Origin of the sequence: Saccharibacillus kuerlensis DSM 22868 (assembly GCF_000378145.1) — a bacterium.
GTDB classification, from domain to species: domain Bacteria; phylum Bacillota; class Bacilli; order Paenibacillales; family Paenibacillaceae; genus Saccharibacillus; species Saccharibacillus kuerlensis.
This window is the reverse complement of the sequence record NZ_KB899283.1, coordinates 115,417-139,114: the sequence shown is the minus strand read 5'-3', so window position 1 is coordinate 139,114 and position 23,698 is coordinate 115,417. Positions and strand designations below refer to the sequence as shown.

Sequence of the window (23,698 nt, the reverse complement as noted above, 5' to 3'; positions counted from 1 at the left end):
ATGAGTGAACAGCAAAAAGCGCCGCGCGGGGGACCCCGCCCGGGTCCGCCGGGAATGGGTCCCGGAGGTGCGGGAATGCCCGTCGTCAAACCGAAGAATTTCAAGGGAACGTTCAAACGTCTCGCACGCTACCTAGCTCCTTACAAGTTTCAACTGCTGATCGTCTTGATTACCGCTATTTTGAGCACTGTGTTCAATATTCTCGGTCCGAAAATAATGGCTCAAGCGGTAAATCGATTGAGCGAAGGCGTTATTGCGATCGCGCAGGGAGTTCCGAACGCTTCGGTCGACTTTGAGTATATTTGGCAGATTATCATGATTCTCGCCGGCTTGTATGTATTCAGTGCATTGTTCGGCTATATCCAGCAGTTTGTGATGGCGGGCGTAGCCCAGCGGACTTCTTACAATCTGCGCAAAGAGGTCAAGGACAAGTTGGACCGTCTGCCGCTTAAATATTACGACAAACATCCGTACGGAGACGTGCTCAGCCGTGTCACGAATGATATGGACAATATCAGCAATACCCTTCAACAGAGTTTGACGCAGATCATTACGTCGCTCGTGACGATCCTCGGCGTTATTGTCATGATGCTGACGATCAGTCCGATCATGACGCTGATCACCGTACTGACCATTCCGCTCAGTCTGATTGTCGTGATTATGGTCGCCAAACGTTCGCAGAAATATTTTGCCGGCCAGCAGCGTTCGCTCGGTGACCTAAACGGTCACGTTGAAGAGATGTACAACGGACATCGAGTCGTAAAAGCTTACGGCCGCGAAGACGCTTCGCTGAAGCAGTTCAACCGGCATAACGAAGAGCTGTACGAATCAGGTTGGAAAGCGCAGTACATCTCCGGGATGATCATGCCGCTGATGTCGTTTATCGGCAACATCGGCTATGTACTGATCTGTGTGGTCGGAGGTATTTTCGTTACCAACGGGCGGATCAATATCGGTGATATTCTGGCCTTTATCCAATATGCCAGACAATTCTCACAGCCTATTGCGCAGACGGCTAACATTGCGAATATTATCCAATCGGCAATTGCTTCCGCCGAGCGTGTATTCGAGGTGTTGGACGAAGAAGAGCAGGTGCCGGACCGTAAGCTTGAACGTCATCTGACAGGCAGGGGCGAAGTGAAATTCGAGCATGTACGTTTCGGTTACACGGAAGATAAGATGCTGATCAACGACATGAACATCGAAGTTGCACCGGGTCAGACCGTCGCGGTTGTAGGACCTACGGGTGCAGGCAAAACGACGCTGATCAATCTGTTGATGCGTTTCTACGAACTGAACGGCGGCGCAATCAAGATCGACGGCGTAGATACGTCCGAAATGGACCGCAAGCAGCTGCGCAGCCTGTTCGGCATGGTGCTGCAGGATACTTGGCTGTTCGGCGGTACGATCCGCGAAAATATCGCTTATGGCCGTGAAGATGCGACCGAAGACGAAATTGTGCGCGCTGCCGAAGCAGCGAGAGCAGATCACTTTATTCGTACGCTTCCGGAGGGCTATGATACGATCTTGAACGAAGATGCGTCGAATATTTCGCAGGGTCAGAAGCAGCTGCTGACGATTGCACGCGCCGTACTGGCCGATCCGCGTATCCTTATTCTCGACGAAGCGACAAGCAGCGTCGATACGCGGACGGAAATCTTCATCCAGCAGGCAATGGGCGAGATGATGAAGGGACGGACCAGCTTTGTTATCGCGCATCGTCTATCGACGATCAAGGGTGCCGATCTCATTCTCGTAATGAATAAAGGCGAAGTGATCGAGCAGGGAACGCATGAAGAACTGCTGGCTTCCGGTGGGTTTTATGCGGATCTCTACAACAGCCAATTTTCGGAGGAAGCTGTTTGAGTGCAGTCTCATACATGGAAAAATATGCGGGAACCGACATTCAATGTCGGTTCTTTTTGCATTCAGAAAGAAATCAAGCTTTTTTCATCCACTTTCCCACTTCCTAATGGATTTTACCTATTTATTCGATATAATTAAATAAAAGGTTTTACTTGCCTGAAGCAAGATCATGGCACATTTTCAAAAAAATCATTATGCAAAGTGGGTACCCATTTATGATCTCTGTCCTTGTCACAGGTTTAACGGAGAATTGGAACGGTGTATTGATTGTTTTATCGCTGTCGGTTGCGCTGCTCTCCGCATATTTGAGTCTCAGTCTGGCTGCAGGGAAAATCCGGGTGCGCAGGGGAAGGAGACGTCTTACTCTGGCAGGGGCGGCTCTGATTCTGGGAACCGGTACCTGGTTGGTCCACATGATGAGTCTGCGATCTTATCATCATCGCCTTACGCTGCATTATGCGCCGCTTGCCACTGTATCCGCGATCGCGGTCGTCAGTTTATCGGCATACATAATGTTCCGGCTGTTTGGTAAGCAGGAGGTTTTTACCAGTCGGATTTCCAGCGGTGTTTTCAGTTTTGGCGTTACGGTAATGTCTGCGCTAGGCGTGTTTGCGCTGCGGCCAGGGCTCGTTGTTGGGATTGATCCTATTGTCGGATTTTTCTCGGTAGCCATCATGTTTATTGCCAGTTATTTCGCTTTGTATGTACTCGGCAACTTTCGTCGCGCAGCCGGTTTTGGACTTTCCAAGCCTGTTGCAGCCTTGATTCTGGGATCGGGTATATTCGCTATGCAGTATACGGTCTTGGGTTCGCTGCGCGTTGACAGCTTACGCTCAACTGCGGTAGCGCTGGGCTACACCGCGCTGCCTTCGTCATATTTCGTAGCGGGGGTCTTCGCACTTGTTGCGATCATCCTGGCGATTACGTGGGCCTTTATGGTTTTTGAACGGCGAAGCCTTAAGCGAATCGCGTTTCTTGATCCGCTGACAGGACTTCGCAACCGTTATGCGCTGCAGGAAGAATCGGATCGTCGGCTGCTTGAGGAAAGTCTCGGTTCGATGGTGCTGATTAATCTGGACCGTTTCAAGGTCATCAATGATACACTCGGCCGCGATCTCGGAGACTTGCTGCTGACGCATGCTGCGCAGCGAATCAGTACCCGAATCGAAGAAAGCGAGGCGCTGTTCCGGATGGACGGAGACGAGTTTCTTTTGGTCGGCGCGGAGAATGATTCGACTCGGCTGCTGGAACGTGTAAACCGGATGATGGAAGAGATCGGCAGGCCTTACATGATCGACGGTAACGAGCTGTATGTGACGGCAAGCGCAGGGATCAGCCTCTTCCCCGAACACGGCTGCGACCGCTCGGCATTATTAAAATCGGCGGATGCAGCACTGTACCAAGCCAAGACGTCGGGCAAAGACAAAACCGTCTTCTTCAATGCGGGCATCGGCGGGCAGCTCAGTCGGAAAATGGAGCTGGAGAAAGATCTTAGACTTGCCCTCGAGCATCGCCAATTTTTTATCGTGTATCAGCCCAAATGGGATGCTAGACGGGGGAAGGAAGCCGGCTTCGAGGCGCTTTTGCGCTGGCAGCATCCGAAGAAAGGTGTCGTTTCGCCGGGCGAGTTTATTCCAATTGCGGAAGAGACGGGATTGATTGTGCAGATGACCCGCTGGATGCTTGGAGAAGTATGCCGACAGAACAAGCGCTGGCACGACGAAGGATTGTTTGAAGTGTGCATTTCCGTCAACATGTCGTACCGGGTATTCGAAAGTATGACTTTGTTCGATATGGTAGATGAGGCGCTGCGATCAAGCGGTTTGCCCGGCCCTATGCTCGAACTTGAAATTACCGAATCGATTGCTATGCACAATATGGCGATTACGCTCTCCCAGCTGCAGCGGGTGCGCGATCTGGGTGTTGGAGTATCGCTGGATGACTTTGGTACTGGGCACTCATCGCTGGGAAGACTCGACGAGATTCCTGTAGATATACTCAAGATCGACCAGTCTTTCGTCAAAAACAGCGACCTGACTTCCAAACAAGCTCTAATCGTTGGTATTATCGGTATCGCGCGTCTGCTTGATCTTGAGGTGGTTGCGGAAGGAGTAGAGACCGTGGAGCAGGCGGAATTTCTGCTGTCTCGAGGGTGTACCCTTATGCAGGGCTATTATTATGGACGTCCAATGCCTCCTGAAGAAGTGGAAGCCGGCAGATGGCGGATCACAGATATTTCAAACAAAGCCGCCAAGGCCGAGTAGTGCGGAACAGAAAGGTGCAGAACCTGATTTGCTCTTTTGCGTATTTTCCCCTGCCTCTTCTGCTGCTTACCTGCTCGCCTCTGGGTAATAATATAGAGACGAGGGCTGGATGCGGCAGAGCCTGTGATCAAGCGAACGGGGGATGAGCGTATGCGTTGGGAAAAAGCCATGCTGGTATATAATCAGAAAGCCGGCAAAGAAAAAGTAGGACAGCTCGGTGATGCCGTAGAGGCACTGGCTGGAGAAATCGGGGAACTGACGCTGGTACAAACGAAGGAACCGGGCGATGGGGAAAAAATATGCCGGGAACGCGGAGGAGATTACGATCTGCTGCTTCTGCTCGGTGGCGACGGAACGATACACGAGTGCATCAACGGCGCCGCCCGGGCAGAGCGCTCACCCGAGATTGCCATACTGCCGGGCGGAACATGCAACGACTTTGCACGCACGCTGCGCCTGCCGATGCAGGTAGGACGTGCGGCGGAGGAAGCCTTGGCCGGACGAGTCATGGACACCGATATTGGAACCGTTAACGGACGTGCCTTTACAAATTTCGTCGGAATCGGACTCATCACGGATACTTCGGAAAACATCGATTCGGAACAGAAAGAACGGATGGGCAAGGTAAGTTACTTCCTCAGCACACTTCGGACGCTGCGTCAGGCCGAACCTTTTCGCTTCCGTTTGACGCATGATGAAGGAGTCGTCGACAGTGAGGCGGTAATGATTCTGGCTGCCAATGGCCGCTCGCTCGGTACAGCCAAACTGCCATTCGCCGAGGAGGGGCTGCATGATGGGAAGCTCGACGTATTGATCATACGCGAAGCCGGATTGTCGCTAGCCTGGCAGGTGCTAAATGGAGGAGATCTCACCGATTATCGGGAAAGCGGAGGCGTGATCGAATACATCAAGACCTCCTCCCTTACGATTGAGACCGACGAACCGAAAGGAATCGACAGTGACGGTGAAGTGTATCTTCAAACGCCGGCCGACATTTCTGTACTTCCGTCTAAGCTGCGTTTCTTCTATGGACCGGATGCGGATGCTGAAGAAAAGGTGGCTGTCGAAACGGATTCGGTCCTGCCGGGAGGTTGATAAACTTGCCCGATATGCTTTATTCAATAAAAAGCCGGAAGCGAATGGTTTCGCATTCCGGCTTTTTTGCTCCTGCTATCCGGAGAAGCTGAAGAGAAGGCCGCGTCAGCGCAATGCTGCTGCCATATACGGGTTGGAGAAAAGAAAACATTGACCTGAAATGACTCATGGGTCATAATGATTTTCAATGACCCGTTGGTCATGGGGAGCGGAACAGGGTTTCAAGTCAAGATTCGAATTGGGGAAGTAATAAATGACAGGCATATTCAAGCTGCTGAACAGGAGGAAAACGATGAAAGAGAGAACAGGAATCTCAAATGCGTTGACCGGCAGAATCGGACGCTGGGTAGTCGTGGCGGCCTGGATCGCGGCTGCTGTGCTGCTGAATGTAATTTGGCCAGGAGTCAATGAACGGGAGGACAATGCGGCCGCTAATTTGAGCGATCGCTATCCGTCGGTACAGGCTGCACAGATTGCAGAGCGGGAATTTCCAAGTGATGGCGGACAGGCCGCACTGCTGGTCTGGAGTCGGAATGGAGGGTTGAGCGATGATGACCTGAATCAGATCGCCGAACTGACGGAATCTCTTGAGGCTGAGCCGTTGGGGCAGCAGGAAGGTCTGCTGCCGCTGCATCAGCTTCCGGCACCCGCACGGGCGGCACTGCTCTCGGAAGATGGCAGTACGATTGTTCTGCCGATGAGCTTCGATGACTCCGCGGATACGGACGCGTTGAAGGAAAGTATGGATCAGTTGAAGGAAAGAGCTGCTTCCGTAATAGGCAGCGATCCTTTCGAAGCGCAAACCGGAACGAATGAATTGTCCGCCCGCGTCACAGGGCCCGTCGGTATTGCAATCGATGGGGGAGCGTTATTCCAGAACGCGGACGTATCGCTGCTGATCGCGACTGTTGTGCTTGTACTAGTCATTCTGCTGCTCATCTATCGTTCGCCTATTCTGGCGCTGATTCCAATCGTAGCCGTCGGATTCGCTTACCTGGTAATCAGCCCTATTTTGGGAACGATGGCCGACCGAGGCTGGATTGTAGCCGATGCTCAAGGTATCTCAATTATGACCGTTCTGCTGTTCGGTGCGGGTACGGACTACGGATTGTTCCTGATTACACGCTTTAGACAGCTGTTGACCGAAAATGCCGATAAACGCAGCGCACTGAAAGCAGCCATTTCGGGTTCAACCGGCGCAATTACGATGAGCGGACTGACCGTTGCACTGTCGCTGCTGACCTTGCTTCTGGCGCACTACGGCGCGTATCAGCGTTTCGCGGTACCTTTCGGCGTAGCGATTCTCGTTATGGTCATTGCAAACCTGACTTTGGTGCCTGCGCTGCTCGCGATCATCGGACGCGCTTCGTTCTTCCCCTTCATCCCTCGCACACCGGAAATGGAAGAAGAACGTGCTCGCCGCAAGAACAAGCCGGTCAGCCATCGCAAAAGAAAGAAAGACAGCTGGATCGGCCGAATCGTAACCGTGCGTCCATGGACTGTAGTCATCGCATCGCTGATCGTGTTGGGAGGTCTGGCAGCGGCTTCGTCACAGATTCGTTTTACTTATGATCTGCTGTCTGCATTTCCATCCGATATGCCATCCGTCGAAGGGTTCGACGCGATCGCCGACGGCTTCACTCCCGGCGAGTTGGCTCCCGTTCAAGTTATGGCCGATTCCGAAGGGAAGGACACAGATCTTGCGGACAAGCTGACGGCGCTGCCGTTCGTCAGTGAAGTTGCTGATCCCGAAGAGGGAGCGGAGAACGCGAATATTCAACTGTACAATGTTAAGTTGAATATGAATCCGTATACGAACGAAGCGATGGATGATATGGCGGAGCTTCGCACAGCTGCCGAAAGTGCGCTGACTGAAGCTGGTATTGCCTCGCCGGAAAACAAAATCTGGATCGGAGGCCAAACGGCGACCCAGGCAGATACCCGTGCGGCAACAGAGCGCGATACAGCCCTTATTATTCCTATTGTAATCGGCTTGATTTCTCTTCTGCTGTTCGTCTATTTGCGCTCGATTGTAGCTACAATCTATTTGATCGCAACTGTAGTGCTGTCTTATTTCTCCGCACTGGGGTTAGGTTGGCTCATCCTCCATTATGTGATGGGGCAGGAGGCTATTCAGGGAGCGATTCCGCTGTATGCATTCGTGTTTTTAGTAGCGCTCGGTGAAGATTACAACATTTTCATGGTCTCAAGCATCTGGAAAAAAAGCCGTCATATGCCGCTGTCGCAGGCGATTCGCGAAGGCGTCGGCGAGACTGGGAAAGTTATTACTTCGGCCGGTCTGACTCTGGCGGGTACATTCGCTGTGCTGGCGACGCTGCCCATCCAAGTTCTGGTGCAGTTTGGCGTTGTGGCGGCGCTCGGCGTTCTATTGGACACCTTCCTTGTCCGTCCGTTTCTCGTCCCGGCGATTACGAAGCTGCTTGGCCGTACGGCATTCTGGCCGGGCAAAGCTCCTTATGTATCGGAAAAGGGCGAATCGCAATCGATTTGAGCCGGAACCTTTACTCTCTTCGCCCTAGCGGGCATAATGAATAATGTTGTGACGGTAGGTAACATGCTGAGGATTTGGCGCCGCGTGAGCTTCTCGGTCCTGTTTGTTTAAAGGCAGGATCGAGGTGTATTTCGCGCAGATGCCGCAATTGACAGGTATTGAAGGAGTGGAGCGCTTGAAAACACCGGTATATTTTAATCATGACGGCGGAGTAGACGATCTGGTCTCGCTGTTTCTGCTGCTGCAGATGGAAGATGTAGAAGTGACGGGCGTATCGGTCATTCCGGCGGACGGTTATTTGGAACCAGCGACCGATGCCAGCCGCAAGATTATTGACCGTTTCGGAAAAGGGCAGGTTGTCGAAGTGGCAAAGTCCAACTCGCGCGGCAAAAATCCGTTTCCTGCCGAATGGCGTATGCATTCGTTCTTTGTAGATGCGCTGCCGATTCTGAATGAGTCCGGCAAAATGGAGGCACCGCTGTCGACACTGCCGGCACATCGGCATCTGATCGAGACGGTGAAGCGTACGGAAGGACAAACGACGCTGCTGTTTACCGGACCGCTCACCGATCTGGCACGTGCCTTGGACGAAGCGCCGGAGATTGAAGAGAAGATCTCGCGTCTATTCTGGATGGGCGGAACGTTTCAGGCAGGCAATGTACAGGAGCCGGAGCACGATGGAACGGCCGAGTGGAATGTGTTTTGGGACCCTGAAGCGGCCGATCGAGTCTTCCGCAGCGGCATCGAGATTGACCTTGTCGCACTGGAAAGCACGAACAAGGTGCCGCTGACACCTGCGGTCCGCAACCGCTGGGCGTCGGAACGCCGGTTCGAGGGGGTCGACTTCCTGGGACAGTGTTATGCATGCTGCCCGCCGCTTGTCCACATGGAGACCAACTCGACCTATTATTTGTGGGATGTGCTGACGACGGCTTCGCTGGGCAAGCCTGAGCTGGTAGAACGCCGTACGGTCAACGCTATCGTTATACCGGATGGACCGAGCCAAGGCCGTACGGTAGAGACAGCGGATGGCCGGCCATTGCAGCTCGTGTACGATGTCGACGGAGCCGGTTTCTTCGATTATATTACGGAGCTTGCTAAAGACTCTGCGCCAGAGCGTTCGTAATACGCTCGAGGCTCGCGCTTTGCTGCGCAAATCGATAGCCAGAGCGTTCGTAATACGCTCGAGGCTTGCGCTTTGCTGCGCAAATCGATAGCCCAGACGTTCGTAGTATGCTCAACTTATTTTGTGGTCTGATTTACAGCGAAGCCTTTGAAGCTTCTATAGCAAATAAGATTTTAACAGCTTAAGCGCCCTGTCTATTTCTAGACGGGGTGCTTTTTGTATTTTCGCTGCACCTTCAACGCCAAATTCCTCAAAAAACTTCGTTAAAACACTCGCTTTTTTAAAATAAGAATGCTATACTTTAAATAAGGATTTAGAATAAGTCTAAATTTAATAAAGAGGAGCGAATACAAAATGGAAAATGTAAAAACAAACGTAAACGTCGATTCTGCTGTTGAACTGCACCGTGCACTGAACAAGCAAGTTGCGGATTGGTCTGTACTTTACACGAAGCTGCACAACTACCACTGGTATGTTAAAGGGACACACTTCTTCACTCTGCATGCAAAATTCGAGGAGTTCTACAATTCCGCAGCTGCCCGTATGGATGAAGTGGCTGAACGACTGCTTACAATCGGTGGAGCTCCGGCCGCGACACTGCGCGAGCATCTCGAATTGACAAGCGTATCCGAAGCGAAAGGCAGCGAGACGGCGGAAGAGATGGTCCGTACATTGATCACTGATTTCCGCAGACAAGCGGCTGAGCTGGAGGGAGCAATCGAGATTGCCGGCGAACTGGAAGATAAAGTGACCGAAGACCTGCTGATCGGGATGAAGACTGAAGTCGAGAAGGATGCTTGGATGCTCGAAGCTTATATGGGCCGCTAATTTTAATCAATCGAACGGCTGGGAAATTTACCGGCCGCCGGTTCTACCAAGCCGGGTCTGACGTGTCTGCGGTAGCAGAACGGCAGGCCCAGCTTTTTTTACATTTATAGATCTCATCTTTATGCTTTCGACACCAAATCGCCCCGAAATGAACGCTTATCTTCCACCATACTGCCGTATGATACAAATAGATATGATTCAGATCATTTACAGGCGAGGTGTGCTCCAATGAATGAACATTCGGCTCTATTGGCAGAAGCGGAGCTTTTTATAAAACAGTGTTACGCAGAATGGGGACGCTCTGAGCAGGAAGCGCTGCTGCGCATTCAAGCGATCGATCAGGAGCTCAAAGAGACGGACACTTATACGCATACGTATGAGGAGCTGCAGCATGGGGCAAGGATGGCCTGGCGCAACAGCAACCGCTGCATTGGCCGGCTTCCGTGGGACAGTCTCCACGTTATCGATCGGCGGGATGCAGATTCCGAGGAGGAGATCGCAGAAGCTCTGTTTGAGCACCTGGGCTACGCGACGAATGGCGGCCGAATCCGGCCAACCATTACGATTCTGAAGCCGGAGCGTGGAAAGCAAGGCGGCGTGCGGGTATGGAACGAACAGCTGGTTCGGTACGCCGGTTATACGAAAGAGGATGGAAGCCGGATCGGAGACCCCGCTTCGCTGGAGTTTACACGTGTATGCGAACGACTCGGTTGGCAGGGAGCGGGAACGGACTTTGACGTGCTGCCGCTGGTCGTTCAGCTTGACGATAGGGAGCCGAAGTGGTTCGAGCTGCCGAAGGAAAGTGTACTGGAGGTTGAAATCCGGCATTCGGAGCTTCCGGGCTTCAACGAGTTGGGACTTAAATGGTATGCTGTGCCGGCCGTATCGGGCATGCGTTTGGAGATTGGCGGTATCCGCTACGGCGGTGCACCGTTCAATGGATGGTATATGGGAACGGAGATTGGAGCACGCAACTTCGCCGATGAAGGGCGCTACAATATGCTGCCGGCCGTCGCCGATCTTATGGGGCTGGATCGCAGCCGCCGGAGTACGCTGTGGCAGGACCGGGCATTGGTCGAGCTGAACGTTGCGGTATTGGAGTCGTATCGGACAGCCGGCGTCAGCATCATCGACCATCATACGGCAGCTGCGCAGTTCGAGACGTTCGAGAAGCGGGAATACGCCGCGGGCCGAGAAGTGACGGGCAACTGGGCTTGGCTTATTCCTCCTATGGCGCCCGCGACGACTCATGTGTTTCATAAGCGTTATGACAATACGGTGGTGAAGCCGAATTTCTTTTATGGGAAAAAGCCTTATGCTTCCTTGTTAAACGCAGAAGCCGAAGATACAGAAAACCGGGCATCGGTCGGTGTCTGTCCTATTACAGGAGCAGCTGCAGGCCCGGAAGTTTCGGGAAGCGGACAGAGGACTGTCTTCACGCATGAGGTTATACCCTCCCGCACCGGAGCAGAGCATTCGGAACAGGTCAGAGGCGGATGTCCTTTTCATTGATCCAGAGGGAAGAATGCTTGAAAACTGTACGCTGCGGTATTGGGGAAAAGTTGGTGCCGGGAAGACCAGCTGCTGCTAAAAAGACATACAGAAAAGCCTCGCCTATAAGGCGAGGCTTTTCTGTATATTTGATCCTATAATTCTGCTTCGCCAATTATTACGGCTTCCGACTATTACTGCGGGTTCGTCGTCCAGATGCCTGCGGACTTCACGAATACGCGTGCTGGCAGCTTCAATGTAGCGAGCATAAGGTCGGCTACATCTTCCGGCTGCATCATACGGTCTTCATCGCCGATCGGCAGATTGTTATTGGCAGCAAGCTCAGTGTTGACCGTGCTCGGTGTCAGCGTCGTCACGCGGATATTCGACTTACGCACTTCCTGCATCAGCGCTTCGCTCATACCGTTCAGTGCAGCTTTGGATGCGCAGTAAGCAGAACCGGTCGCAAATCCTTTTTCTCCGGCAGTCGAAGATACGTTGAGGATGCTGCCGCTGTTCTGCTCCAGCATAAATGGCAGAGCGGCGCGCGTCGTGTAGTAAGGCCCCATCAAGTTGACCCGAATGATACGTTCCCATTCGTCCGGATCCATCTCTGCCAGCTTGCCGAACGAAGCGGTGCCGGCGTTATTGATCAGAATATCGATCGCTCCGAGCTGCTCATGCAGTGAAGTTACCGCCGCTTCGATCTCTGTCCGTACGGATACGTCCGCCGGCTGTACAAATACGTTGACGCCGTATTTTTCTTTGAGCTCACTGCTCAAAGACTCCAGATCGGAGGCGCTGCGTGCGATAAGGCCTAGATGGACGCCTTCGGCTGCCAGTGCTTCTGCGGCTGCCCGGCCGATGCCTTTGCCTGCTCCGGTAATTACGGCTGTCTGGTTTTTAAGTTCAATCATAGTCACAATTTGTATCCTCCTCGAAATAAAAATCCCTCTTTAAAAGTGTAACGGACTGACACGGATTTTCCAAGCGAACGTACGGTAAGAAGAGGTGCAGAGTTGATTTTTAGACCTTTCCTTGCCAAGTTGTTTCAAAAAGTTAGAAAGCGGGTAAATTTATTATTTGTTTCCATTTTATTTGGAATAGCGGTATACTATTCCTCGGCTTCCCTTTATAAAAAGCGGCTGCCTGCCGATATTTATAGTAAAAAAGGAACGGGAGAAACCGCATGAATAGAACTCTTATCGAACATATTGTGACTGATGTACTGACCCGTTCGAACAGCGAGATCGAAGTGGTGCTGGAAAACTTGTTTCCTGGAAGACGATTAGTTGGAGGGAAATATAGTCTCGACGACAACCGTATTACTTTGTATCTTGGCGTACTCGAAGAACAATGCAAGCTCTTGTTCGGGTCGCTTGAACCTTTCGAAGAATATGTGCGTGTCGTTCTGGCTCACGAGCTTGGTCACGCTCATGATCCGGAACTTGAGTACTTATCCGAACGGCTTGTCCGGATCCGTGGCAAGGTGTCCCGCACCCGCGTCTCGCTCCGTCTGGAAGAGAATGCCTGGCGCTACGCGGACAATCTGGTCCGCATAGAGAACCCTGCTGTTTTTGATACGATTAGAGGGCAATCTCTGACCGGCTACTATGAGCTTCTGCCTGAATACGCTGAATTGATCGCAACGACGGCCTGACAGACGCAATTGGTTTACAAGGCCGCTTCTGCTTCCGAGTCTCTTCGTAGAAGCGGAAGCTTTCATGCTTTTGTTCGCCTTTGCCAAAAAAGTAGCAAAATGAATAAGGATGAAACCGGTTGGTCTCCGGCTTCATCCTTATTTGTGCTTCACTTTACTTGTGCTTCAGTTTACCTATATTTTAGTTTTACTTAGGCTGCCTTAAGGTTAGTTTGATCCTTTGACAGGCTTATTATATTTGGCAAATGCCTCTTTCAGGATAGCGTAGCTCTTCTTCTCGCGTTCATGATAAGCTGGCAGATCCCAGCCATCCCAAGTATACAGACGGGAGGAAGGGGTGACAGAGCGGGATGCGGCAGAATCGCTTGCAGACGACAGAACGGCCGAGACCGAGACACCGTTCGAATCGATCGGCGTGATCGTGTCATTCTTATACAGGTAGTCCCAGACTTTCAGCGAGCTCGGATCGGTGAAACCGAGCAGCATCCATGGAATGCGAATCTCCAATGTATCTCCCTGCAGATACCAGTCGGACAAATTGTTGAACCGCTCGCTGTCGGGATCGTTGGTACCCCAATGCAGCTTGCCTACATTGAACGCTTCGAACGGGGTCTCAACTTTGGTTTCCGGCAGATAGAGTTCACGGTTCAGTGCCAATTTCCAAGGCAGATAGATGCCCGCCTCGGCATTTGCATATTCCGGTTTGTACGGTACGGAATTCAACTTGTAACCGTACTGCCAGGTAAACTGATCATAAGCGCTGTTCACATAGAGACGGCCGCCTTTTCCGTTTTCAAATCTGGCCACGAATTCTTGACCGTCTTTGAACTTGATACCCGGTGCGATGTCGGCCTTTGTACTTCCGCCTGTCGTCGTATTAAAGCCTAACGTCAGGATATCTTTTTTGAAATTCCAATTTCCGTCCTCTTTTTGCAGCAAAATATACAAATCCGACGAATCATGGGTGATCGCCATCTTAATGCCCCCGCCGATATCTTCGGAAGTAAGGCCGCGCTTCTCCCAATCGTCCGTTTTCCCGTCGATCGTCATCAAGTCTTCGGGATTTTCTTCCGGTTCCAGCGCAATAACGCCGAAATGTTCTTCATTCGTCAGACGGTTGCGCCACAAGGCTCGGCGTTCGCCGGGAAGCTCCCATTCAATCGTGTTCCAGGTGAATTTGAACCATTCGTCCTGCCACTCGAAAAGAAGAGCGCCGTCGTAGTGTTCGTTATAGATTTGTTTGAGCATGCCGGCATTCAGTTCGCCCTGTTCCTGCTCGGTATGCATCCCCTGATGGCGCCCAAGCAGACCGAAGTGGGCAATGCCGCGTGAGCTTGGCATCCCGAACTCGGCAATGATCAGCGGAATGCCTTTGTGATGTTCACGCAGTTCGTTCAGGTAGCCGGCGTAAGGATCATTGACACCCTTATCATTTACATAATCCAAATATTTCTGATCACGACGAAGCGAATCCGGGTAGTACGGATACACGTGATAAGCGGCAAAATAACCGGCTGTCCAATTTGTTGTCGGTTCAACATGCATCGGATCGACAGGAACGAGATCTTCCTGTGCCAGCGGCTCATTCGGGTGATCGAGCGGATCGGTTGTGACCCAATTGGTAAACGAAACAGGATGCTGCCAGCCGTACCGCATTTCTTCCTTCGCCAGTACATCGAGCATTTCCGCCAGCCAGCTCTCAAACGGTGAGGCTTGGGCAGTAGAACGAAAGTACTCGCCTGTATAAGGTTTCATTTCGGTGTTGGCCTCATTGGTGGCGACAACGGCGGCAGGATACCATTCCGTGCCGACGATCCAACCGAGCAGATAGGGCGAGACGTCTGCCGTATACCGGCCCGAAGCGTGTCCGGATTTCTCGGGAAGATCGGCTTGTCCATTTACGACCGCTACAATATCACGAATTTCCTGTTCAAAACTCTCCTTGATCGTATCGGTAAACGCATCAGTGCCGTTTCCATCTTCACCGATCAGTTCTTCCTCCGGCGACCACACCCCCTGCATCAGCATTAGAGGCTCATCCTGAGTCGCATTGAACTCCGCCAGCGCTTCATAGAAGAAAGGTGGAAGAATGGTATAAATGCGCAGCGCTTTGATATTCATTTCTTTCATATGCGGAAACCAGCGCAGATAGTCTTCTTTGGTCGGAGAAAGTTCGCCGGGGTAATGTCCGGGCGTTGTCGCTCCAAGGTTGATGCCGGGCCAGAAAGATTTTTTCCAGCCGCTGCCGTCATAGACGGCTAGCTGTCCATCTACGACGGAAGCTGTCTTTTTGACTCCATTTTCCTCAAAAATAGGCGTGCTAACGGTCGGGACAACACCTGAAGACACTTCCGTGTCCTCATTGTTCGAAGCGCTTCGTATGCCGTCGTCCGGTGCGAGCAGCTGCCAAACGCCGATTCCGATCAGGACAAGAGCGGTTAGAGATAGAAAGCTCAGAAACACATAGGGAATCTGCCGGGGTCTGCGAAAATTTTTACGGGAACTCATGAGCCACCTCGGTTTGAAAATTTTTCAAATTCGATATTTCTTTGTTTTTATTGTACAGGAGTGGCGAACGCTGCACCGCTTTTTTTATCATTTTTTCTTAATCGGAATAAACAAATTGCAAAATGACCCCAATCTCTGAAAGGGACTGGGGTCTGGCTTAGCTTAGCGTACTGCAGATTCAAAAGATGGACAGCAGCAGGGGAGCAGCGTACCCCTGCTCCCCTGTTCCTTATTCCTGAATGCGCTCCAGCGGATCGGTAGCCGGGCCTTCGAGCACCTCACCGTTGTAGGAGAAACGAGAGCCGTGACATGGGCAGTCCCACGAACGCTCCGCTTCGTTCCACGCCGTCTCGCAGCCCATATGTGTACAGGTCGTGTCGACAAGGTGCAGTTCGCCCTCCGGATCGCGGTAAGCGCCGACTTTTTTGCCGTTATGACGGACCATTGCCCCTTGATCGGGCTCCAGATTACTGATTTTTTCATGAGCGCCGGAAAACTTGCCCTTAATCAGTTCTTTGGCCATCTTGAGCGTCGTCACAACGTTCTGATTCATGCTCTTATCATTGAAACGGCCCGGGTTGAATGTGTCCATATGCGGATTCGATCGGCGAAGCACATTGTCCCGCAGAATCAGTCCGGCCAAAGTACCGCTTGTCATCCCCCATTTGTTGAAGCCGGTGGCGACAAATGTGAACGGATAGTCTGAAGAAAGAGGACCGATATACGGGATTTTATCCAATGTGGTAATATCCTGAGCCGACCAGCGGAACGGGATTTCCTGCGCTCCGAATGTTTCGTCTGCGAATCTCTCCAGCGCCAGGTAATGATCGAACGTATTTGTGCTTTTGCCCGATGGATGGTTCTCGCCGCCGATAATCAATACTTCTTCGCCTTCAAGCGAAGCGGATCGGATCGAACGCTTCGCATCGTCGACGCTGAGGTACATGCCGCCTTCGAAAGAAGTTTCCGGCTTGACGGCCAGTGCGTACGAGCGTTCTACGGACAACCGGGCGAAATAGCCGGCCGGAACGTTCCAGAACGGGTAGTGCGTCGTTACGATCATCTCGTTGCAGTAAACCCGGTATTTCTCGTCTACCGTATAGGCTTCGATCGGTTTACCGTATACCGAACCTTCGATCGTCGTATTTTCATAGATCAGTCCGCCGTTCTCGACAATCTTCTCGACGAGGAATTTCAGATACTTGAGCGGATTGAACTGCGCTTGGCCGGGCATGGAAATAGCACCTTTTACTGCGACCGGAATCGGCAGCGAATCGTGCCATTCTCCCGGAATGCCCAGTTCCTGGTAGGCGTCGAATTCTTTGCGCAAGCTATCCAGTTTGTCGTCCTGGGTTGTATAGAGGTAAGCCGTTTCCTCTTTGAAATCGCAGTCGATACCGTTTGTTTCGACCATGTCGCGGATAAAACGCAGCGCCTCGGCATTGGCTTCGTAATACGATCTGGCGACTTCGGGACGGTAGTTGGTCAGGAATTCACTGTAGATCATGCCGTGCTGGGCCGAAATTTTCGCTGTCGTATAACCGGTTGTGCCGTCGAGAATGTGGCCTGCGTCGATCAATGCAACTTTGTACCCTTCAAGCGACAGCAGATAGGCTGTGGTGACACCTGCGATGCCCGCGCCTATGACAGCAGCGTCGACTTTGATGTCTTCGCTCAGCTCAGGGAAAGTTGGCAGTGTGGTGATTGTTCTCCACATCGACCGCGGATATCTTGGAAGTTCGGATGGAACGTTAAATTTTTCGCTCATTTCGGTGGTCCTCCTCATTCGGTCGGGATTGTCTGAACTCTACCTTTCTTATTTACCACCCCCGCGAATTAAGAAACGAAGCAACAATAAGCGGCCAGGTGAAATTGGCGGCGCATGGGCGGAAGGAAGCGGTCTCAATCGGAGTCTTTTCGATCTAACCGTGCCGCAACAGCTAAAAAAGCCTTGTCATACGGCACTCTGCACCGTTAGAATAAATGCATACGACGATAAGGAGGTGAGACAGGATGCAGAAGAAAAATTCGCTTACAAGTTTATTTGTTGTGCTGAGCCAGCTGCCATTGGCGCTGAGCGGCATTGTTCATTCCGAAATGCGAAACGGGATTAGTCTGTCCAAATTTGAGCCTTCAACGCTGAAATTTGCGAACGGGATCACTCTGTCCAAAATTCGGAACAAACAGCGAAATGCCGCTCCTGTCTCGCATCTGCGGATTGGGCCAGCGCTTTTCGTGCGGCCGCACAGCTATCCGCAGCCTTGACCTTAGAGGACCGTTCAGGTCCGATGATAAGGGTCCGGCATGCCGGACCGCACGTATTTGCGCATACCCGAATCTAAATTTCGAGGCCGCAGGGGCATTTCCCCTGCGGCCTTTTTGCATACTTTAAAACGCGAACAGCTTACACATAAACGAAAGGGTGAATGACATGTTGATGATCGGCTGCCATCAAGTCAAAAAGTTTTACGGAGCAGAAGAAGTGCTGAGCGAGGTATCGTTCGACGTCTACGAAGGAGAGAAGGTCGGGCTTCTTGGAGGCAACGGAGCAGGGAAATCGACGCTTTTCCGCCTGCTGTCCGGTGTCGAAGTGCCGGACGAAGGAACAATCTCCTTACGCCGGGGAACAAAGATCGGGGTGCTGGATCAGATACCGGATTACGGTGATCGAAGCGTCGAGGAGGTGCTGCTGGGAGTCTTCGCGCAGACGATGGAGCTGCAGATTCGTCTTCGGAAGCTGGAAACAGAGATGAGCGCTGCGGAAGGCGAAGTGCTGGAACGTCTGCTGAAGGAATACGGAGAAGTCCAGGAGGCATTCGAGCGGGCGGGAGGCTACGAAATCTCGGCCAAAGTGGACACGGTAGCAGCGGGCTTGGGTATTCCGCCGGAGCAGCGTCGTCGTCCGTTTGCAGAGCTGTCGGGCGGAGAGAAAACGAAGGTTTCGCTCGCCGCACTGCTGCTGGACGAAGCGGATCTGCTGCTGCTTGATGAACCGACCAATCATCTGGATATGGATGCAGCCGCCTGGTTGGAAAGTTTTATTCGTGATTCGCCGGCTACTATTGTCGTAGTTTCCCATGATCGTTACTTCCTGACGCAAACGATAGAAAAGGTGATCGACCTGGAAGACGGGGAAGCGGCTGTCTATCCGTTCGGTTATGCAAAATACCGGGAGGAGAAAGAAAATCGCCTGCTGCGTCAATTTGAGGAGTATAAGGAGCAGCAGAAAGTGATCAAACAGATGAAAGAAACGATCAAGCGGCTTATTGAATGGGGCAAGCAGGGCGACAATCCGAAGTTTTTTCGTAAAGCCGCCTCTATGCAAAAAGCGCTCGACCGGATGGAAAAGGTTAAACGTCCCATGCTGGAACGGGCAGCGATCGGACTGGACCTGGAAGCGGGAGGACGGACAGGAGAGGATGTGCTAACGCTTGAAGATGTTCAAAAGGCGTATAACGGTCGACTGCTGCTTCGCGGGGCGGATGCGCTGCTTCGCTACGGTGAACGTGCCGTGCTCGTCGGCGGCAATGGTGCGGGAAAAACGACGTTAATGCGCATGGTGTTGGGATTGGATACTCCTGATGCGGGTGCGCTGCGTCTCGGTTCGCGTGTAAAGATCGGATATCTGGCGCAGGAAGAGCCGCCGCCGACAGAACGGATCAATGTACTCGATTATTATAAAGAGCATGCCGCGATGGAAGAAGGAGAAGCCCGCGGTCGTCTGGCAAAGTTCCTGTTCTACGGTAAGGATGTGTTTAAACCGGTAGCCGGTTTGTCAGGCGGTGAGTGGAGCCGTCTCCGACTGGCTGTGTTGATGCGGCAGAAGCCGAATCTGCTGCTGCTCGACGAGCCGACTAATCATCTGGATATCGCGTCGCGTGAAGCGCTGGAGGAGGCTTTGGAAGAGTACGACGGAACCCTGTTGGCCATTTCGCACGACCGCTTCTTCATCAACCGTATTGCGCAGTATGTATGGGCATTGGAAGGCGGTGAGCTTGGAGTGACACTTGGTGGGTATGACGATTATCTGAATGAGCGAAAAAAAGTCGATTATCGCAGCGCTGCAGAAACTTCAGCGTCCACTGCAGAACGTGCATCTCGTCATCGTCATCTCTCGAATGAGGCGGAATCCGGGCAGGGAGCCAAACGGGAGGACGATACGGCTTCTGCCGATGTCGTCGGTCATTCTGCAGAAGGGAAAAGAACCGCAGGGCGCGATTCCGCAAAGCTGGAACGCAAGATCGCGGATCTGGAAGAGAGATCGGCGAAGCTGAGTGAAAGGCTTGCCGATCCGGCTCATGCGCTGGATGCACAGCGTCTAAGCGCATGGCTGGAAGAAAAGGGGCAGCTGGACTCGCAGATTCACATGCTGACGGAGGAATGGCTGTTGATGGCGGAGAGTCTGCTGTAGTCTGTCAAGAAAGTCTGCTTTAGACCAATGATAAAGTTCAATCCATTTTCTCGATTTCAACACGCGATCGGAACAAATTTCTTCCGCAGCGATTGGGCTTCTACAGTGAATAGAATTTTCTCAGCACTTTAAAAAGCGGACTCTCCCGAAGGAGAGTCCGCTTTTGTTCCGCCTTATGCTGCAGGCGGTATACTATTATATTTCTTAATTATCGGAAGCTGCAGCTTACAGCAGTCCCTTGCCGGATTTCATACCTTCGTTAGCGAGTTTCGGCAGTGCACCCGGACGGGAGTGCATCGCATCCGGAGCTGGTGTCAGCATTGGCTTCTCACCCATAGGCTGCGGATTCGCCACATATTCGAATTTGCCTTGATCGTCCATAGTCGGTCCCTTGGCCCAGCGGCCTTCGGCACTCTCTTCCCCTTGGGAGAAGTTCATGAACTGATGCGACACTTCCTGCAGCTCCAGTTCGCGAGGGAACGAAGCCGGCACGATTGTGCCTTCCATCGATTCCATCTCGGCGATCGCAGCCATCCATTGGTTCTGGTGCATAGTATCGCGAGCGATCAGGAACGACAGCATTTGACGGATGCCAGGATCGGTCGTCATCTCGTAGAGACGTACAACCTGCAGACGTCCTTGGGACTCTGCATTCAGGTTCGCACGGAAGTCAGCCAACAGGTTGCCGCTGGAAGTAATGTAACGCGAGTTCCATGGGTAACCTACGCTGTCCGTTGCCGTTGCGCCCAGCCCTGACACGATAACGTGCTGCGGGTTCATACCGCCAAGAGCGGCAGCGATAACCGGATCTTTGGCCGCTTCTTCAGCCTGATCGACAGGAGCGCCATCAAGAAGCTGTGCGATCATTGTGGACAGCATTTCAACGTGTCCGATTTCCTCGGTACCGATATCCAGCAGCATATCGCGATACTTCTGGTCAGCGCGACAGTTCCAGCCCTGGAAGAGATACTGCATCATAACAGAGATTTCGCCGTATTGGCCGCCGAGTACTTCCTGCAGCTTCTTGGCGAAGATCGGGTCCGGCTTGGCCGGCTTAGCGTGATACTGCAATTCCTTCATGTGGATAAACATCGTAATTCCTCCTCGTGGTTTAAGATCGATTTCTGGCTGCAAAGCTTTAAGGATAATCGAGTTCTTGAACGAAGCTGATAAAAGATGATTATCTGGCTCGGTGCAGTCACCTGTTCCGCTATTTTTTTACCCAAGAGGAGAAAGTCGAATCTTATTTTTTGTAAAATAAAAGCAAAAGCGAGCGACTCTCTTTAAGAAAGTCAAGTAAAAAAAGAAGGAATGTGGTGAAATAATGCAAACTTGATAAGCCGAACATATTGAACGATTTGGGCATCTGGTCAATCCTGCGGCACTTAATCTGATCTCTCCGTGTTGACCGAACAGATGCAAATAAGTGAATATAAAAGAGCAGACGAAAAAAAATGTATAAAAATCTGCAGGTGTATCGGTAAAACATCAGATAAACGGAGGCGAAGAAGCGAATGGAATATCGGAGACTAGGCGGTACGGGACTCAAAGTAAGCGAGATCAGTCTGGGCAGTTGGCTGACTTACGGCGGTTATGTGGAGCGGGAAAACGCAGTCCATTCCATTCATGCGGCCTACGAAGAAGGCATTAACTTTTTCGATACGGCCAATGTGTACGAGCGCGGAGAAGCGGAAAAAGTGGTCGGTGAGGCACTGAAGCGTTATCCTCGTGAATCGTATGTATTGGCAACCAAAGTATTTGGCAAAATGGGCGACGGACCGAACGACTTGGGACTGTCGCGCAAGCATATCATCGAGCAGTGTAATGCCAGTCTTGCAAGGCTCGGCCTGGATTACGTTGATATCTACTACTGTCACCGTTATCATACGGAAACGCCTGTGCACGAAACGCTTCGGGCACTCGATGATCTGGTACGCCAAGGAAAAGTACTGTACGTTGGCGTCAGCCAATGGACAGCGGCTCAAATCGAAGAAGCGCTCGGAACTGCCGATCGTTATCTGCTGGACCGAATTGTTGTCAATCAGCCGGTCTATAATATGTTCGACCGTTATATTGAGCAGGAAATTATTCCGCTTGGCGAGCGTAAAGGCGTCGGTCAAGTCGTCTACTCGCCGCTGGCGCAGGGACTGCTGACGGGCAAGTACAAAGCGGGGGCCGAAGCTCCGCAGGACAGCCGCGCAGCCAAGCTCGGTTGGAGCGAAGACCGGCTGAATCAGGAGCGAATCGCTAAAGTTGGGGAGCTGCAGAACATTGCGGACGAACTTGGGGTCAAGATGAGCCAGCTTGCGATCGCCTGGATTCTACGCCAACCGAACGTAGCGAGCGCGCTCGTCGGCGCCAGTCGTCCGGAGCAGGTGAAGGAAAACGCTGCTGCTTCCGGTATCAAATTGGAAGCGGATGTGCTGGAACGGATTGAGACCATTCTCGCCTGATTGATTGTTCGTTCGGGTCCGACTTTATCGATACGTTCAGCAAAATAATCAAAAGAGCCGCAAAACGAGATTTCTCGTTTCGCGGCTCTTTTGATTAAGATCGGCTCTCTTCGATTTTCGTCATGCTCGTTTTATTCTCATTCTTCACAAAATGATCCGGCAAAAACATTGGAGACAGCGCCAGCAGGGAAGCCAGCTGCCGAAAGTGCTGCTGATTATTCAGCGCTTGAGACAGCTCCCAGCAGGCGCGGACATGCGCGGCCGATTCACTGCGGCGTCCGCTGCGGTGATGATAGATGGCCAGCTGATAATGTAGACCAGCATAAGTGCTGCGAATGACGTTTTCCGGGTAGTAGCTGTCCGGTCTTTGGGCCAGATAGGTTTCCAGAGGCACGTAATATTCGTTCAGCAGTTCGTCGACATTTGCATCATGGCGGTTTGCCGCTTTGACCAGCGTTAAGAGGCCCTGCGGCGTCTCGTTGGGATGATTGTTCATATAAGCGGCATACTCTGGCAGTACGGAGAAGTTGCCGAGCATCAGTTCAAGTTCAAGCCGATTGCCGAGAGCGAACACTTTGAATATTTCGACTTCAGTACGACCTTCTTCATCGTCCAGAATTTCAAAATCGTCCAGGTTCCCATACTGTTCACCATAAGGCTTGGCTTCCTCGTAACGTTCTTGTCCGATCAATGCCAGCTGCTTTTGCAGCAGCGCGCTTGCGTAATAGAAAACCAGCGGCCTGGCCGGAAATAGTTGGGGCTCAGCTTTTGGTGACTTGTTCCCGCCTTTTTTAAGTTTTTCATACAAGTGTGAAGCAGTCTCGAACATCTCATCGGCAAAAATCTCCATCTCGGTATATTTGCCCAAATCGTCATACAAGTTGCAAAGCCGCAGCAGTGCATCCAGCTTCAGCCAATCCGGAAGCAGGCAGCGAAAAGGCTCAAACTGCACAGATACCTTCAGATTTTCTTCGCTGTCCTCACTTAGCCGGGTGCGCCACAGTCGATACTGGCTGACAGACAACCGGGTCGAGTGCTGGTGCTTCTCATGCTCGATGACAGCTTCGTAAAAAGGAACGGACTCTGCGAATTTGCCTGCTACAAACAGCTCTTCCGCCTTTTCGAAAATAAAAGACACATACTTGAGGTCTTCAAGCAGTCGTTTCAGTACCTGCCGAATCAAATCGGTACGCCCTTGTTTCGAGCAGGCAAGCAGAAATGGCTCGATCCGCCGCCGGTTCGGTTTGCCCCCGTAGAAGCACTCCCCTACGTAATCATCGAACAGCCAGTCTTCCGGCATATCCAACGCTTGGGTGATCATGGTCAGTTGGTGAAAAGATACAGGTTTCGGCGGTGTGCTGTTTAGGATGGCACTGAATACACCACGGTTGATACCTGATTTTTCACTCAGTGTTGAGAAATTGTATCCTTGCTTCGCCATTTCCATTTCAATGGCAGAGCGGAGTCTAGATGTATTTTTCATA

Annotated in this window: 15 protein-coding genes and 1 pseudogene; 11 read left to right on the top strand and 5 right to left on the bottom strand. The window is 51.9% G+C overall.

Features of this window, described 5'->3' with window-relative positions; all coding sequences use genetic code 11:
- The 7 genes and pseudogenes from F456_RS0109910 to F456_RS0109880 all read left to right on the top strand — a co-directional run.
- On the top strand, positions 1-1,866 hold the full coding sequence (locus tag F456_RS0109910; protein ID WP_018976869.1) for an ABC transporter ATP-binding protein: 1,866 nt from the start codon (positions 1-3) through the stop codon (positions 1,864-1,866).
- A 215-nt stretch (positions 1,867-2,081) separates the two neighbouring features.
- Positions 2,082-4,130, top strand: coding sequence for a putative bifunctional diguanylate cyclase/phosphodiesterase (locus F456_RS0109905; protein WP_018976868.1), 2,049 nt, complete (start codon positions 2,082-2,084; stop codon positions 4,128-4,130).
- Positions 4,131-4,280: 150 nt separating this feature from the next.
- Complete coding sequence (locus F456_RS0109900; RefSeq protein ID WP_018976867.1) at positions 4,281-5,225, top strand: diacylglycerol/lipid kinase family protein; 945 nt, start codon at positions 4,281-4,283, stop codon at positions 5,223-5,225.
- Positions 5,226-5,517: 292 nt separating this feature from the next.
- Positions 5,518-7,737 (top strand): MMPL family transporter, encoded by a 2,220-nt coding sequence (locus F456_RS0109895; RefSeq protein WP_018976866.1) that lies wholly within the window; start codon positions 5,518-5,520, stop codon positions 7,735-7,737.
- Between the two features lie 139 nt (positions 7,738-7,876).
- Complete coding sequence (locus F456_RS0109890; protein WP_051086729.1) at positions 7,877-8,863, top strand: nucleoside hydrolase; 987 nt, start codon at positions 7,877-7,879, stop codon at positions 8,861-8,863.
- A gap of 354 nt (positions 8,864-9,217) precedes the next feature.
- Complete coding sequence (locus tag F456_RS0109885) at positions 9,218-9,691, top strand: Dps family protein (protein ID WP_018976864.1); 474 nt, start codon at positions 9,218-9,220, stop codon at positions 9,689-9,691.
- A gap of 228 nt (positions 9,692-9,919) precedes the next feature.
- Positions 9,920-11,008 (top strand): annotated as a pseudogene (locus F456_RS0109880) (nitric oxide synthase oxygenase); the annotation flags it as partial.
- A 368-nt stretch (positions 11,009-11,376) separates the two neighbouring features.
- Here F456_RS0109880 and F456_RS0109875 read toward each other — a convergent pair.
- Positions 11,377-12,096 (bottom strand): 3-ketoacyl-ACP reductase, encoded by a 720-nt coding sequence (locus F456_RS0109875; RefSeq protein ID WP_026293783.1) that lies wholly within the window; start codon positions 12,094-12,096, stop codon positions 11,377-11,379.
- 275 nt (positions 12,097-12,371) lie between these two features.
- Here F456_RS0109875 and F456_RS0109865 point away from each other — a divergent pair, with 275 nt between their 5' ends.
- A complete protein-coding gene (locus F456_RS0109865) occupies positions 12,372-12,842 on the top strand; it encodes a hypothetical protein (RefSeq protein ID WP_018976860.1) in 471 nt (156 codons plus the stop codon).
- A 207-nt stretch (positions 12,843-13,049) separates the two neighbouring features.
- Here the strand turns inward: F456_RS0109865 and F456_RS0109860 are convergent, their stop codons facing one another.
- The gene (locus F456_RS0109860) at positions 13,050-15,350 is read right to left on the bottom strand and encodes a hypothetical protein (RefSeq protein WP_018976859.1); all 2,301 of its coding nucleotides are present in this window, start codon (positions 15,348-15,350) and stop codon (positions 13,050-13,052) included.
- Positions 15,351-15,579: 229 nt separating this feature from the next.
- Positions 15,580-17,118 carry an FAD-dependent oxidoreductase gene (locus F456_RS0109855; RefSeq protein WP_018976858.1) on the bottom strand — a complete coding sequence of 513 codons (1,539 nt, stop codon included), beginning with the start codon at positions 17,116-17,118 and terminating at the stop codon, positions 15,580-15,582.
- Between the two features lie 245 nt (positions 17,119-17,363).
- Between F456_RS0109855 and F456_RS0109850 the strand changes: the two genes are divergently transcribed.
- Positions 17,364-17,615, top strand: a complete 252-nt coding sequence (locus F456_RS0109850) for a hypothetical protein (RefSeq protein WP_018976857.1) — start codon at positions 17,364-17,366, stop codon at positions 17,613-17,615.
- Between the two features lie 166 nt (positions 17,616-17,781).
- The gene (gene abc-f / locus F456_RS0109845) at positions 17,782-19,761 is read left to right on the top strand and encodes a ribosomal protection-like ABC-F family protein (protein WP_018976856.1); all 1,980 of its coding nucleotides are present in this window, start codon (positions 17,782-17,784) and stop codon (positions 19,759-19,761) included.
- A 225-nt stretch (positions 19,762-19,986) separates the two neighbouring features.
- Here the strand turns inward: abc-f and F456_RS0109840 are convergent, their stop codons facing one another.
- Positions 19,987-20,853 carry a manganese catalase gene (locus F456_RS0109840; RefSeq protein WP_018976855.1) on the bottom strand — a complete coding sequence of 289 codons (867 nt, stop codon included), beginning with the start codon at positions 20,851-20,853 and terminating at the stop codon, positions 19,987-19,989.
- Positions 20,854-21,275: 422 nt separating this feature from the next.
- Between F456_RS0109840 and F456_RS0109835 the strand changes: the two genes are divergently transcribed.
- Entirely contained in the window at positions 21,276-22,214 is a 939-nt protein-coding gene (locus F456_RS0109835; protein ID WP_018976854.1) for an aldo/keto reductase family protein, read from the top strand.
- Positions 22,215-22,308: 94 nt separating this feature from the next.
- Here the strand turns inward: F456_RS0109835 and F456_RS22265 are convergent, their stop codons facing one another.
- Positions 22,309-23,697, bottom strand: coding sequence for a helix-turn-helix domain-containing protein (locus F456_RS22265; protein WP_018976853.1), 1,389 nt, complete (start codon positions 23,695-23,697; stop codon positions 22,309-22,311).
- Position 23,698 lies beyond the last annotated feature (1 nt).

Bases quoted from the DNA above. Each gene is read 5' to 3' on its own strand.
- F456_RS0109890 (WP_051086729.1), top strand. From the start codon at position 7,877: ATGCCGCAATTGACAGGTATTGAAGGAGTGGAGCGCTTGAAAACACCG.
- F456_RS0109840 (WP_018976855.1), bottom strand. From the start codon at position 20,853: ATGTTTATCCACATGAAGGAATTGCAGTATCACGCTAAGCCGGCCAAG.
- F456_RS0109855 (WP_018976858.1), bottom strand. From the start codon at position 17,118: ATGAGCGAAAAATTTAACGTTCCATCCGAACTTCCAAGATATCCGCGG.
- F456_RS0109860 (WP_018976859.1), bottom strand. From the start codon at position 15,350: ATGAGTTCCCGTAAAAATTTTCGCAGACCCCGGCAGATTCCCTATGTG.
- F456_RS0109900 (WP_018976867.1), top strand. From the start codon at position 4,281: ATGCGTTGGGAAAAAGCCATGCTGGTATATAATCAGAAAGCCGGCAAA.
- F456_RS0109850 (WP_018976857.1), top strand. From the start codon at position 17,364: ATGCAGAAGAAAAATTCGCTTACAAGTTTATTTGTTGTGCTGAGCCAG.
- F456_RS0109905 (WP_018976868.1), top strand. From the start codon at position 2,082: ATGATCTCTGTCCTTGTCACAGGTTTAACGGAGAATTGGAACGGTGTA.
- F456_RS0109835 (WP_018976854.1), top strand. From the start codon at position 21,276: ATGGAATATCGGAGACTAGGCGGTACGGGACTCAAAGTAAGCGAGATC.
- abc-f (WP_018976856.1), top strand. From the start codon at position 17,782: ATGTTGATGATCGGCTGCCATCAAGTCAAAAAGTTTTACGGAGCAGAA.
- F456_RS0109885 (WP_018976864.1), top strand. From the start codon at position 9,218: ATGGAAAATGTAAAAACAAACGTAAACGTCGATTCTGCTGTTGAACTG.
- F456_RS0109865 (WP_018976860.1), top strand. From the start codon at position 12,372: ATGAATAGAACTCTTATCGAACATATTGTGACTGATGTACTGACCCGT.
- F456_RS0109910 (WP_018976869.1), top strand. From the start codon at position 1: ATGAGTGAACAGCAAAAAGCGCCGCGCGGGGGACCCCGCCCGGGTCCG.
- F456_RS0109895 (WP_018976866.1), top strand. From the start codon at position 5,518: ATGAAAGAGAGAACAGGAATCTCAAATGCGTTGACCGGCAGAATCGGA.
- F456_RS22265 (WP_018976853.1), bottom strand. From the start codon at position 23,697: ATGAAAAATACATCTAGACTCCGCTCTGCCATTGAAATGGAAATGGCG.